The sequence below is a fragment of the Kitasatospora sp. NPDC101155 genome (assembly GCF_044768305.1).
Taxonomy (GTDB): Bacteria; Actinomycetota; Actinomycetes; order Streptomycetales; family Streptomycetaceae; genus Kitasatospora.
Map to the genome: position 1 here is coordinate 44345 of NZ_JBIWPN010000013.1, position 12446 is coordinate 56790.

General features: G+C 71.7%; 11 protein-coding genes. 4 read left to right on the forward strand and 7 right to left on the reverse strand.

Annotated features, from left to right (window positions below):
- Positions 1-35 precede the first annotated feature (35 nt).
- The 4 genes from ACIRYZ_RS20850 to ACIRYZ_RS20865 form a co-directional block, all read right to left on the reverse strand.
- Positions 36-1118 (reverse strand): NAD(P)/FAD-dependent oxidoreductase, encoded by a 1083-nt coding sequence (locus tag ACIRYZ_RS20850; RefSeq protein ID WP_402946151.1) that lies wholly within the window; start codon positions 1116-1118, stop codon positions 36-38.
- Between the two features lie 65 nt (positions 1119-1183).
- Entirely contained in the window at positions 1184-2140 is a 957-nt protein-coding gene (gene sigJ / locus ACIRYZ_RS20855; protein WP_402946153.1) for an RNA polymerase sigma factor SigJ, read from the reverse strand.
- Positions 2141-2289: 149 nt separating this feature from the next.
- A complete protein-coding gene (locus ACIRYZ_RS20860) occupies positions 2290-4188 on the reverse strand; it encodes an ABC transporter ATP-binding protein (RefSeq protein ID WP_402946443.1) in 1899 nt (632 codons plus the stop codon).
- 98 nt (positions 4189-4286) lie between these two features.
- Positions 4287-6020 carry an ABC transporter ATP-binding protein gene (locus ACIRYZ_RS20865; RefSeq protein WP_402946155.1) on the reverse strand — a complete coding sequence of 578 codons (1734 nt, stop codon included), beginning with the start codon at positions 6018-6020 and terminating at the stop codon, positions 4287-4289.
- A gap of 345 nt (positions 6021-6365) precedes the next feature.
- Here ACIRYZ_RS20865 and ACIRYZ_RS20870 point away from each other — a divergent pair, with 345 nt between their 5' ends.
- The 3 genes from ACIRYZ_RS20870 to ACIRYZ_RS20880 are packed head-to-tail and all read left to right on the forward strand — an operon-like array spanning position 6366 to position 10173.
- On the forward strand, positions 6366-8288 hold the full coding sequence (locus tag ACIRYZ_RS20870) for an AMP-dependent synthetase/ligase (protein ID WP_402946157.1): 1923 nt from the start codon (positions 6366-6368) through the stop codon (positions 8286-8288).
- A 56-nt stretch (positions 8289-8344) separates the two neighbouring features.
- Entirely contained in the window at positions 8345-9574 is a 1230-nt protein-coding gene (hemW, locus tag ACIRYZ_RS20875) for a radical SAM family heme chaperone HemW (RefSeq protein WP_402946159.1), read from the forward strand.
- A gap of 41 nt (positions 9575-9615) precedes the next feature.
- The gene (locus ACIRYZ_RS20880) at positions 9616-10173 is read left to right on the forward strand and encodes a Uma2 family endonuclease (protein ID WP_402946161.1); all 558 of its coding nucleotides are present in this window, start codon (positions 9616-9618) and stop codon (positions 10171-10173) included.
- Between the two features lie 6 nt (positions 10174-10179).
- On the opposite strand, the gene ACIRYZ_RS20885 is transcribed toward ACIRYZ_RS20880, so the two are convergent.
- Together ACIRYZ_RS20885 and ACIRYZ_RS20890 are read right to left on the reverse strand one after the other, a co-directional pair.
- Positions 10180-11007, reverse strand: coding sequence for a DUF3097 domain-containing protein (locus ACIRYZ_RS20885; protein WP_402946163.1), 828 nt, complete (start codon positions 11005-11007; stop codon positions 10180-10182).
- Positions 11008-11038: 31 nt separating this feature from the next.
- The gene (locus tag ACIRYZ_RS20890; protein ID WP_402946165.1) at positions 11039-11200 is read right to left on the reverse strand and encodes a hypothetical protein; all 162 of its coding nucleotides are present in this window, start codon (positions 11198-11200) and stop codon (positions 11039-11041) included.
- Positions 11201-11203: 3 nt separating this feature from the next.
- Between ACIRYZ_RS20890 and ACIRYZ_RS20895 the strand changes: the two genes are divergently transcribed.
- The gene (locus ACIRYZ_RS20895; RefSeq protein ID WP_402946167.1) at positions 11204-11827 is read left to right on the forward strand and encodes a hypothetical protein; all 624 of its coding nucleotides are present in this window, start codon (positions 11204-11206) and stop codon (positions 11825-11827) included.
- 29 nt (positions 11828-11856) lie between these two features.
- Here the strand turns inward: ACIRYZ_RS20895 and ACIRYZ_RS20900 are convergent, their stop codons facing one another.
- The gene (locus tag ACIRYZ_RS20900; protein ID WP_393027791.1) at positions 11857-12444 is read right to left on the reverse strand and encodes a hypothetical protein; all 588 of its coding nucleotides are present in this window, start codon (positions 12442-12444) and stop codon (positions 11857-11859) included.
- Between the last annotated feature and the right edge of the window lie 2 nt (positions 12445-12446).

Genomic DNA, 12446 nt, shown 5'->3' on the forward strand with positions numbered 1-12446 from the left:
GCGCAGGACGCCGTTCGCGCAGGACGCCCCGCTGGCTACTTGAGCGCGCCGAGGACGACGCTGACGATCCCGGCCTTGGCCAGCCGCCCCGCGGTGCCGGTGAGGACGGTGGGCTTCATCGAGTCGTCCGGGTGGACCAGCTGCAACAGCCCGTCCCGCCGACCGAGGCTCAGGCACTGCACGACGTACTTGAACGAGAACGGCTTCGAGGTGCGCCCGTCGAGCAGCCTGCCGACGTACTGGCCCTGCGGCAGCGCGGTGGCGCAGCCCATCCGCAGGGTGCCGACGCCGGGGACGGTGACCGCGGCGGCGTCGCCGACCACGTGGACGTCCGGGTGCGAGAGCGACCGCAGGTGGTCGTCGACCAGGGCCCGGCCGTGCTCGTCCACGGCCAGTCCGGCCTCGGCGGCCAGCGGGTGCGGCTCCATCGAGGCGGCCCACACGGTGAGGTCGGCCCCGATCGGGCCGGCGGTGGTGCGCAGCCCGTCCGGGTTGACCTCGGTGACGGTGGCGTTGTCGTGGACGGCGACGCCGAGCCGGTCGAGGACGCGCCGGATGTGGGCGCGGCCCTTGGGTGAGTAGGTGCCGCCGACCTGCCCGGCCGTGACGATCCGCACCCGCCAGCCGGGGTGGGCCTCGGCGAGTTCGGTGGCCAGTTCGATGCCGGTGGCGCCGCCGCCGACGACGGCCAGGGTGCTGGGGCGGTCGGCCTCGCGGATCAGGCGCCGCACCTCGGCGGCGCGCTCCACGGGGTGGGCGTGCTCGGCGGCGCCGGGGACGCCGTGCCAGGCGGTGCGGCTGCCGAGGGCGTAGACCAGGGTGTCGTAGCCGAGGGTGGTGCCGTCGTCCAGGACGACCTCGTGTCCGGCCGGGTCGATGTCCACGGCCCGGGCCCGGCGGTGCTCGATCCGGCGGCCGCGGGCCAGTTCGCCGATGGCGGGCCAGTCGCGGCCGCGGCCGGCCGCGGTCTCGTGCTGGCGGATGCGGTGCAGGAGCCGCTCCTCGGGGGCGACCAGGGTGACGGTGTGGTGCCGTCCGGCGCCCTTGGCCGCGCTGAGTCCGGCGTACCCGGCGCCCAGTACGACGATCCGCTTGCCAGTGCTGGTGGTGCTGCTCATCTCGTCCGCCTCCTCGCGAGGTCGCTCCGGTGGAGCGCTGTTCGGGAGGGGGACGACGCGGCCGGTCAGGATGTGACGGTGACCTGCGTCACAGGTTCGCGGGGGGGGGGGGGGGGGCAGGGGGCCGTGACCGGGCTGATCCGAGTGAGCTTCTCGGGGTTGACCACGACGTATGCCTCGGAGATCCGCCCGTCGGCCAGGGCGAAGGCGACCACGCCGGTGACGGTGCCGGTGGCCTTCTCGTACCAGAGCAGGCCCGGCTCGCCGTTGACCGTCGCGTAGCCGAGCCCGAACTCGGGGGTGAACCACTTGTCCACCAGGCCGGCCACCAGCCGGGCCACCTTGTCGGCGCCGCGCACCGGGCGGGCGGCGGCGCGGACGATGCCGCCGCCGTCGGCGTGCCAGACCACGTCCGGGTCGAGGATCTCCATCAGGCCCAGGATGTCGCCCTTGGTGCAGGCGGAGGCGAACGCCTCGACGGCCCGGCGGTGCTCGGCCGGGTCGGCGCCGTCGGAGTGCCCGCCGCCGTCCTTGACCCGGCGGCGGGCCCGGGACGCGAGTTGGCGGGTGGCGTCGGGGGTGCGGTCCAGGGAGGCGGCGATGTCCTCGAAGCCGACCGCGAACACGTCGTGCAGCACGAGGGCGGCCCGCTCGGCCGGGCTGAGCTGCTCCAGGACGGCGAGCAGGGCGAGCGAGACGGACTCGCCGCGTTCGGCCAGCTCGGCGGGGGAGTCGGGGACGCTCGCGTAGGAGACGGACGGCTCCGGCAGCCACTCGCCGTAGTAGGCCTCGCGGCGGGCCCGGGCGGAGCCGAGCTGGTCGTAGCAGAGCCGGGTGACCACGGTGGTGAGGAAGGCGCGCGGGTCGGCGACGGCGGCGCGGTCGGCGGCCTGCCAGCGCAGCCAGGCGTCCTGGAGGACGTCCTCGGCGTCGGTGAAGGAGCCGAGCAGCCGGTAGGCGACCGAGCCCAGGTAGCGGCGGTTCGTCTCGAAGGCGTCGGGGGCTGCGGGCTGGGCGGTCACGGGAGTCACGGTAGCGAACGCCGCCGCCCGCTGCGAAGGTCCGCCCTCTGGGAAGACCCGGGCGCGCGAAGGGCCGGGCGCGCGAAAGGCCGGGCGCGCGAAGGGCCGGGACGGGTGAGTCCCGTCCCGGCCCGTCACATGAGGCTGCGTCAGTCGACCTCGGCCACGGCCTCCGCGAACTGCGCCTGGTACAGCCGGGCGTACGCGCCGCCGCCGGCGATCAGCTCGTCGTGCGAGCCCTGCTCCACGATCGAGCCGTTCTCCATCACCAGGATCACGTCGGCGTCCCGGATGGTGGAGAGCCGGTGGGCGATCACGAAGCTGGTGCGGCCGGTGCGCAGCCGGGCCATGGCCCGCTGGATCAGCACCTCGGTACGGGTGTCGACCGAGCTGGTCGCCTCGTCCAGGACCAGGATGGACGGCTGGGCGAGGAACGCCCGGGCGATGGTGATCAGCTGCTTCTCGCCCGCGCTGACGCCGGTGCCCTCGTCGTCGAGGACGGTGTCGTAGCCGTCCGGCAGGGTGCGGACGAAGCGGTCGACGTGGGCGGCCCTGGCGGCCTCGACGACCTGCTCGCGGGTGGCGCCCTGGGCGCCGTAGGCGATGTTGTCGGAGATGGTGCCGCCGAACAGCCAGGTGTCCTGGAGCACCATGCCGATGCCCGAGCGCAGGTCCTCGCGGGACATCGCGGCGATGTCCACCCCGTCCAGAGTGATCCGCCCGCCGCTGACCTCGTAGAACCGCATCAGCAGGTTGACCATGGTGGTCTTGCCGGCGCCGGTGGGGCCGACGATGGCCACGGTCTGGCCGGGCTCGACCTTGAGCGAGAGGTCCTCGATGAGCGGCTTGTCCGGGTCGTAGCGGAAGGACACGTCCTGGAAGACGACCCGGCCGCGGACCGCGTCCGGCTTCTCGGGCATGGCCGGCTCGGGGCTCTGCTCGGGGGCGTCCAGCAGCTCGAAGACGCGCTCGGCGGAGGCGACCCCGGACTGCACCAGGTTGGCCATGCTGGCGACCTGGGTGAGCGGCTGGCTGAACTGCCGGGAGTACTGGATGAAGGCCTGCACGTCGCCGATGGACAGCGCGCCGCTGGCCACCCGCAGACCGCCGACGACCGCGACCAGGACGTACTGCAGGTTGCCGATCAGCATCATCGCGGGCTGGATGATCCCGGAGATGAACTGGGCCCGGAAGCTGGAGTGGAAGAGCGCCTCGTTGTGCTCGCGGAAGGTCTCGGCGGACTCGTGCTGCCGGCCGAACACCTTGACCAGGGTGTGGCCGGTGTACATCTCCTCGATGTGGGCGTTGAGTTGGCCGGTGGACTTCCACTGCTGGACGAACTGCGGCTGGGCCCGCTTGCCGACCTTGGCGGCGACGACCACCGACAGTGGCACCGAGACCAGCGCGATCACGGCGAGCAGCGGGGAGATCCAGCACATCATCGCCAGCACACCGACCACGGTGAGCAGCGAGTTGACCACCTGTCCCATGGTCTGCTGCATGGACTGGCCGATGTTGTCGATGTCGTTGGTGACCCGGCTGAGCACCTCGCCGCGCGGCTGCTTGTCGAAGTAACTCAGCGGCAGCCGGGCCAGTTTGGCCTCGACGTCCTGGCGCAGCCGGTAGCCGGCCGACTGGATCGCCTTGGTGGCCAGGCGGCCCTGGAAGATGCCGAGGGCGGCGGCGGCGACGTAGATGCCGAGCACCCAGAGCAGGATGGAGCCGATGGCGCCGAAGTCCATCCCGTGGCCGGGGGTGAAGTCGACCGCGGAGAGCAGGTCGGCGACGCCGCCCTCGCCGTGGGCGCGCAGCCCGGCGATGACATCGGTCTTGGAGGTGCCGGGCTGGAAGCGGGCGCCGACGACGCCGGCGAAGATCAGGTCGGTTGCCTTGCCGAGGATCTTGGGGCCGATGACGGCGCAGCCGATGCTGACCACGCCGAGCAGCAGGACGCCGATCAGCAGGGTGCGCTCGGGGCGCAGCAGGCCGAGCACGCGCTTGCCGGAGCCCTTGAAGTCCATGGACTTCTCGGCGCCCTGGCCGCCCATGAAGCGACCCGGTCCGGCCGGGCCGCGGCGGGCGGCGGCGGCCTGCGAGTCGCTGGGGAGTCTGTCCGCCGGCTTCCCGGCGGGCTTTCCGGGGCTGGTCACGCCGCCTCCTGCTCGGTGAGCTGGGAGAGCACGATCTCCCGGTACGTCGGGTTGTCGGCCATCAGTTCACGGTGGGTGCCGGTGCCGACGACCGCGCCCTCGTCGAGGACGATGATCCGGTCGGCGTCGCGGATGGTGGACACGCGCTGGGCGACGATCAGGACGGTGGCGTCGGCGGTCTCGTGGGCGAGGGCCTTGCGCAGCTTGGCGTCGGTGGCGTAGTCGAGCGCGGAGAAGGAGTCGTCGAAGAGGTAGACGTCGGGCTTGCGCACCAGCGCGCGGGCGATGGCCAGGCGCTGGCGCTGACCGCCGGAGACGTTGCTGCCGCCCTGGGCGATCGGGGCGTCCAGGCCCTCGGTCAGCTTCTCGACGAACTCCTTGGCCTGGGCGATCTCCAGGGCGTGCCAGAGCTCCTCGTCGGTGGCGTCGGGACGGCCGTAGCGCAGGTTGCTGGCGACGGTGCCGGAGAACAGGTACGGCTTCTGCGGGACGATGCCGACGCTCTCGGCGATCGCCTCGGGGGCGAGGTCGCGCACGTCCACGCCGTCCAGCAGGACCTGCCCGCCGGTGGCGTCGAAGAGCCGGGGGACGAGGCCGAGCAGGGTGGACTTGCCGCTGCCGGTGGAGCCGATGATGGCGGTGGTCTCGCCGGGGCGGGCGGTGAGGTCGATGCCGCGCAGCACCGAGGCCTCGGCGCCGGGGTAGCGGAAGTCGACGTCGCGCAGCTCCAGGTTGCCGCGGCGCAGCACCTCGGTGATCGGCGCGGACGGCGGGACGACGCTGGAGCTGGTGCCGAGGACCTCTTCGATGCGCTCGGCGCAGACCTCGGCGCGGGGCACCATCATGAACATGAAGGTGGCCATCATGACGCTCATCAGGATCTGCAGCAGGTAGGAGAGGAAGGCGGTCAGCGCGCCGATCTGCATGTCGTGGCTGTCGATGCGGTGGGCGCCGAACCAGAGCACCGCGACGCTGGAGAGGTTCACGACCAGCATCACGGCCGGGAACATCACGGACATCAGTCGGCCGACGTGCCGGGCGACCTGGGTGAGGTCCTCGTTGGCGGTGGCGAAGCGGGCCTGCTCGTGGTCGTCCTTGACGAAGGCGCGGATCACCCGGATGCCGGTGATCTGCTCGCGCAGCACCCGGTTCACGGTGTCGATCTTCTTCTGCATGCTGCGGAACTTGGGCCGCAGCGCGCGGACCAGCAACGTGACGACGATGCCGAGCGCGGGGATGACGGCGAGCAGCAGGCCGGACAGCGGGACGTCCTGGTTGAGCGCCATGATGATGCCGCCGACGCACATGATCGGCGCGGCCACCATCAGGGTGAAGCTCATCAGGGCCAGCATCTGGACCTGCTGGACGTCGTTGGTGGTGCGGGTGATCAGGGAGGGCGCGCCGAACTCGCCGACCTCGCGGGCGGAGAAGCTCTGCACCCGGTCGAAGACGGCGGCCCGGAGGTCCCGGCCGAAGGCCATCGCCGTGCGGGCGCCGAAGTAGACGGCGCCGATCGAGCAGAGGGCCTGGACCAGGGTGATGCCGATCATCACCGCGCCCACGCGCATGATGTAGCCGGTGTCGCCCTTGATCACGCCGCTGTCGATGATGTCGGCGTTGAGTGTCGGCAGGTAGAGCGCCGCGAGGGTGGACACCAGCTGGAGTACCACCAGCAAGGTGATCGGTCGGGAGTATGGGCGCAGGTACGCCCGGAGCAGTCTGGTCAGCACTGGCACACTCTTGTCGTCGCCGGTCGGGTTCGCACCCCAATTCTCGTTGTTCTGCGGCGTCGCACAGACGATTCGGGGGCCGTCCGGCTGAGGTTTGCCGGGCCTTTGCCAAGCCCTCCCGCGGATCCGGATGGGGGCGGGCCGTCCGCGGGCCCCGCGCCCGGGCACCGGCGCCGCGACGCCGTGCCAGCTGGATCCGCCCCCTTACGGAATGACCGATTTCCCCCTAGGCTGCTGACTACGCCCTTGTTACTGACCGGTACCGCTCAGGTGAACCGGGGCCCGGCGACCGCCCCCACGGGCGCCGCAATCCCTCAGACGGCCACCCGCCCCCGGAGGTCCTCGTTGAGTTCCGCGCAGTCCCTGATCGACTCCGGCAGTGCCGACATCGTCGCCGGGCGTCCCGCCTCCGTCGCCCACCTGTTCCTGGAGCGCGTCGCCGCCACTCCGAACGGCGAGGCCTACCGCTACCCCGCCCCGGTGGACGAGCACGCCGCGGACGGCGCCCCGGGCGCCGAGCAGTGGCGCTCGCTCACCTGGGCGCAGACCGCCGTACGGGTCAAGGCGGTGGCGGCCGGCCTGATGGCGCTCGGCATCCAGGCGGAGGACCGGGTCGCGCTGGCCTCCTCCACCCGGCTCGACTGGATCATCGCCGACCTCGGGGCCATGTGCGCGGGCGCCGCCATCACCACGGTCTACCCCAGCACCAACGCCGACGAGACCGCCTTCATCCTCTCCAACTCCGGCTCCAAGGCGCTGTTCGCCGAGAACGCCGCCCAGCTGGCCAAGGCCGTCGAGCAGATCGAGCACCTGCCCGAGCTGCGCACCGTCATCCTCTTCGACGCCCCCGAGGAGACCCCCGCGACGGCCGGGCTGGAACTGCTCACCCTCGCCGAGCTGGAACAGCGCGGCGCGAAGTACCTGGAGCAGCACCCGGACGCGATCGAGAAGGCCGTGGCCGCGCTCGACAAGGAGCAGCTGGCCACCCTCATCTACACCTCCGGCACCACCGGCCGCCCCAAGGGCGTGCGCCTGGTGCACGACTGCTGGGCGTACGAGGGCCGGGCGCAGGAGGCCAGCGGGCTGCTGCGCTCCGACGACGTCCAGTTCATGTGGCTGCCGCTGTCGCACGTGTTCGGCAAGACGCTGATCTCGGGGCAGATCGCCACCGGCCACGTGATGGCGGTGGACGGCCGCGTCGACCGGATCATCCACAACCTGCCGGTCATCCGGCCGACCGTGATGGCCTCCGCGCCGCGCATCTTCGAGAAGGTCTACAACGGCATCGCCGGCCGGGCCCGGGCCGAGGGCGGCGCCAAGTACAAGATCTTCATGTGGGCCGCCAAGGTCGCCCGCGAGCACGCCCGGGCGGTCCAGGCGAGCCGGGTCGCCACCGGCGCCGGCAGCGCCCCGCTGGCCCTGCGGGTGCAGCACTCGCTGGCCGACAAGCTGGTGTACGCCAAGATCCGGGCGGCCTTCGGCGGCCGGCTGCGCGGGGCCGTCTCCGGCAGTGCGGCGCTCGCCCCCGAGATCGGCTACTTCTTCCTCGGCGCCGGGGTGCCGATCCTGGAGGGCTACGGCCTCTCCGAGACCAGCGCCGGCTCCTGCGTCAACCGCGAGGAGGACGTGCGGATCGGCACGGTGGGCCGCGCGCTGCCCGGCACCGAGGTGCGGATCGCCGAGGACGGCGAGATCCTGCTGCGCGGCCCCGGCGTGATGCGCGGCTACCACAACCTGCCGGACAAGACCGCCGAGGTGCTGGAGCCGGACGGCTGGTTCCACACCGAGGACATCGGCGAGCTGAGCGCCGACGGCTTCCTGCGGATCACCGACCGCAAGAAGGACCTGTTCAAGACCTCCGGCGGCAAGTACGTGGCGCCCAGCGAGGTCGAGGGCAAGTTCAAGGCGGTCTGCCCGTTCGTCAGCAACATCCTGGTGATCGGCAACGGCCGCAACTTCTGCACCGCGCTGATCGGCCTGGACGAGTCGGTGCTGATGCCGTGGGCCGCCGAGCACGGCCTGGCCGGCCGGACCTACGCCGAGCTGGCCGGGGAGCCGGCCGTGCGCCAGCTGATCGAGGGCTTCGTGAAGCGGGTCAACGCCGACCTCCAGCGCTGGCAGACGATCAAGAAGTTCCACCTGCTGCCGCGCGACCTCGACATCGAGCACGGCGAGCTCACCCCGAGCCTGAAGATCAAGCGCCCGGTGGTCGAGCAGACCTACGCCGACGCGGTGGCCGCGATGTACGCGGGCGCCAACGAGGCCTGAGCCCGGCTCCCGTACGGTCCGCGCGGGGTTCGCGGGCCGTACGGGACAATGGGGTCATGCCCTCCGCACTCCCCGACGGCGAACCGGTGCCGTCCGACGGTTCCCTGCCCGCGCACGCCCTCACCGGACTGGGGCAACGGCCGTTCGGCTTCTACCTGCACGTGCCGTACTGCGCCAGCCGCTGCGGCTACTGCGACTTCAACACCTACACGGCCACCGAGCTGCGTTCCTCGGGGGCGGTCGCCTCGCAGGAGACCTACGCCGACAACGTGGTCGCCGAGATCCGGCTGGCCCGGAAGGTGCTGGGGGACACGGACCTCCCGGTGCGCACCGTCTTCCTCGGCGGCGGCACCCCCACCCTGCTGCCGGCCCGCGACCTGGTGAAGATGCTCGCCGCGCTGCGCGAGGAGTTCGGGCTCGCCCCGGACGCCGAGGTCACCACCGAGGCCAACCCGGAGTCCGTCGATCCGGCGTACCTGGCCGAGCTGCGCGAGGGCGGCTACAACCGGATCTCCTTCGGCATGCAGAGCGCCCGCCCGCACGTCCTCCGGCTGCTCGACCGCCACCACACCCCGGGCCGCCCCGAGGCCTGCGTGGCCGAGGCCCGCGAGGCCGGCTTCGAGCACGTCAACCTCGACCTGATCTACGGCACCCCCGGCGAGTCCGACGACGACTGGCGGGCCTCCCTGGACGCGGCGATCGGCGCCGGACCGGACCACGTCTCCGCGTACTCCCTGATCGTCGAGGACGGCACCCGGCTGGCCGCCCGGGTCAAGCGCGGCGAACTGCCGATGATCGACGACGACGTGCACGCCGACCGCTACCTCATCGCCGAGCAGGCGCTCAGCGCGGCCGGCTACTCCTGGTACGAGGTCTCCAACTGGGCCACCACCCCCGAGGGCCGCTGCCGTCACAACGAGCTCTACTGGACCGGCGCCGACTGGTGGGGCGCGGGCCCCGGCGCCCACAGCCACGTCGGCGGCGTCCGCTGGTGGAACGCCAAGCACCCCGCCGCCTACGCCCAGTCCCTCACCGAGGGCCGCACCCCGGCGCTGGGCCGCGAACTCCTGTCGGATGAGGACCGCCGGGTCGAACGCATCCTGCTGGAACTGCGCCTGGTCGACGGCGTCCCGCTCGACCTGCTGACCGACACCGGCCGCAAGGCCGCCGCCAAGGCCCTCGCGGACGGCCTCCTCGCCCCCGAGTCGTACGAGGCGGGCCGCGCCGCCCTCACCCTCCGGGGGCGGCTGCTGGCGGACGCGGTCGTGCGTGACCTGGTGGACTGACATTCGTTAACGTGGGTGTCAGCCGTCGGAGGGAGCGTGCGATGACCGCCATCGATGATCGGATGACCGGGATCTTCGAGAACCTGGAGGTGCCGGAAGGCATCAAGGCCGAGCTCATCAGGGGGGAAATCGTGATGATGGCGGGACCTGACATGGTCCACAACCTCATCGTCCTCGCGATTCAGCAGCAGCTTCCGTCCGGTCGCTGGCGTCCACTCACCACCCAGGACCTGGGGATTCCCGGTCAGGCCAGCGAACCCCAGCCCGACCTGGTCGTCTTCGAACGCGGGTCGGTCGAGGAGCACGGACGACTACTGCCGTCGCCCGCCGTCACCCTGGTGGTCGAGGTGGTTTCGAAGACCAGTGTCGATCGTGACTACCGGACCAAGCGGGAGCTCTACGCCGAGGGCACCATCCCCGCGTATCTGATCGTCGACCCGATCAAGGGAGTGTGCGTGCTGCTGACCGAGTTGGGTCAGGCTCCCGGGTCCGGGCTCCCGAGGTACATGTCCGAGCGGACCAGTAAGTTCGGCGAGCCTGTCCCCATCGACCTGCTCGATATCGATCTGGACACCACGGACTTTCAGAAGTACGTCTGACCCACCTCACTCCGGCAGGGTCACGAAGTCGATCAGCTCCTCGACCCGTCCGAGCAGTTCGGGCTCCAGGTCCTTGTAGCTGTTGACCTTCGACAGGATGTGCTTCCAGGCAGCCGGGGTGTCCACCGGCCAGCCGAGGCGGCGGCAGGTGCCCTCCTTCCAGTCCTCGCCGCGGGGGACGGCGGGCCAGGCGGGGATGCCGACGCTGGACGGCTTCACGGCCTGCCAGACGTCGATGTAGGGGTGACCGACGACCAGTACCGAGTCGCCGGTGACCTGGGCGGCGATGCGGTGTTCCTTGGTGCCGGGGAGCAGGTGGTCGACCAGGACGCCGAGGCGGCGGCCGGGGCCGGGGGCGAAGTCGGCGACGATCGCCGGGAGGTCGTCGATGCCCCGGAGGTATTCGACGACGACGCCCTCGATGCGCAGGTCGTCACCCCAGACGCGTTCGACCAGTTCGGCGTCGTGCCGGCCCTCGACGTAGATGCGGGACTCGCGGGCGACCCGGGCGCGGGTGCCGGGGACGGCGACCGAGCCGGAGGCGGTGCGGCCGGGCGTGCGGGGCGCTGCCGGGCCGGTGGGGCGGACCAGGGTGACGACCTTGCCCTCCAGCAGGAAGCCGCGTGGGACCAGGGGGAAGACCCGGTGCTTGCCGAAGCGGTCCTCCAGGGTGACGGTGAACCCCTCGGCGGTCTTCTCGCAGCGCACCACCGCCCCGCAGAAGCCGGTGGCGGCCTCCTCGACCACCAGGTCCCGTTCGGCGGGCACCTCCGGTGCGGGGGTCTGCTTCTTCCACGGCGGGGTGAGGTCCGGTCCGTACTGGCGGCTGCGCATACGGGTGATCATAGGGATGGCGGACGGACCGTCAGAGGCCCGGCGCGCCCCGGACCGGGAACCAGCGGCTCAGGTCCTTCTCCAGCCGCGGGTCGTTCGCCGCGTAATGCCCCTTGTCCAGCCACTCGTTCACCTGCCCCTCGTCCGCTCGGTCCCCGGCCGTGATGCGCGAGACGGGTGCTGGGATGATCACCGCATGCGCTACTTCCGCTCCCGCGTCGTTCGGGCCGGGATCCGGCTTCTTCTCGTGGTCTCCGGAGCGGCCTTCGGCCTCGCGCAGGACAACTGGCCGCGGTACACCGGCGCTGCCATGGTCGCCCTCGGGGTTGTCTTCGTGCTGCACGTCGTGTCGGAGCTGGAAGGCACCGGGGCCCCCGGGACGGCCGACGCAGCGGACACCACCGCGCCGGCCGTCGTGGCGGCCACGCCGACCGGGGCCGCCCACGGTGGGGTGCCGGAGCGGGACGAGCCGACGGACGGCCAGGACCTGGAGCTGTGCGACTTCTGCGGCCGGGCAGAGTCCAGGACGGAGGCGCGTTGGGGCACCGACCTGCCCGAGGGGTGGCTGGCCCTGGAGATCGACCGCCGGTCCGCCGAGGTGCTCTACCGGACGTACTGCTCCGAGGAGCACATGCGCCTGGATCTCGCGGGCCCGCTTCCCGCACCGGAACCTTTCCGGGGTGAGCCGTGGGACGAGGTCCCGCGAACGGCCAGGCACCGGCTGACCGATCTGGCCTGGGCCCTGGGGCTGCTCCTGCTGAGCGGTTTCCTGCTGCTCGGGTGCGGGCTGGCGCTCCGGTTCCTCATCGGACTGCTGTAGCGGACGGCCTGCCGGGCCGCCAGGTGAGTTCACTCCTCCATGCCCGGAGCACCCCAGAGGGGAAACCAGCGGGACAGGTCAGGCTCGATACGAAGATCGTTCTTGAGCATGTTGGAGATCTCGATCTCCAGGGCGTTGTTCCGCTTCTCCTGCCCACGCTGTTTGCACACCGGGTAGAAGGTGCCGCGCTTGTAGAGGTAGACCAGGGCCAGCGACTGCCCCTCGCCGTTGCGGAAGCAGACCAGCGAGCAGAGCAGCTGCGGACCGAAGCCGTTCGCCTCCAGTTCGCTGTTGACCGCGTGCAGGTCGTTCACCAGCTCCGGCAGCTCCTCGGGCTGGTGCCGGGCGAGCAGCCAGGAGTAGCCGTAGCCGTCCTTGGAGGCCTCCACCGGTACGCCGCCGCGCTCGGTGTCGGCGTCCAGCAGCGCCCGGACCTGCTGCTCCACCTGGACGAAGGCCGCGCCCTCGACGGCCGCGAAGCAGACCGAGCCGAGCCCGGTGGGAAGGAACCCGGCCCCGGCCTCCAGGGTGAGCGCGGCGGACGGCACGCCGAACAGCTGGTCGAGGTCGGGTTTGACGGGCTTGCTGCGGCCGAACAGGGCGTCCAGGAATCCCACGG

Coding starts and splice junctions, on each gene's coding strand:
- ACIRYZ_RS20860 (WP_402946443.1), bottom strand. CDS start 4,188: ATGGGCGGCCAGGGCGCCGAGAAGTCCATGGACTTCAAGGGCTCCGGC.
- ACIRYZ_RS20885 (WP_402946163.1), bottom strand. CDS start 11,007: ATGCGCAGCCGCCAGTACGGACCGGACCTCACCCCGCCGTGGAAGAAG.
- ACIRYZ_RS20880 (WP_402946161.1), top strand. CDS start 9,616: ATGACCGCCATCGATGATCGGATGACCGGGATCTTCGAGAACCTGGAG.
- ACIRYZ_RS20850 (WP_402946151.1), bottom strand. CDS start 1,118: ATGAGCAGCACCACCAGCACTGGCAAGCGGATCGTCGTACTGGGCGCC.
- ACIRYZ_RS20895 (WP_402946167.1), top strand. CDS start 11,204: ATGCGCTACTTCCGCTCCCGCGTCGTTCGGGCCGGGATCCGGCTTCTT.
- hemW (WP_402946159.1), top strand. CDS start 8,345: ATGCCCTCCGCACTCCCCGACGGCGAACCGGTGCCGTCCGACGGTTCC.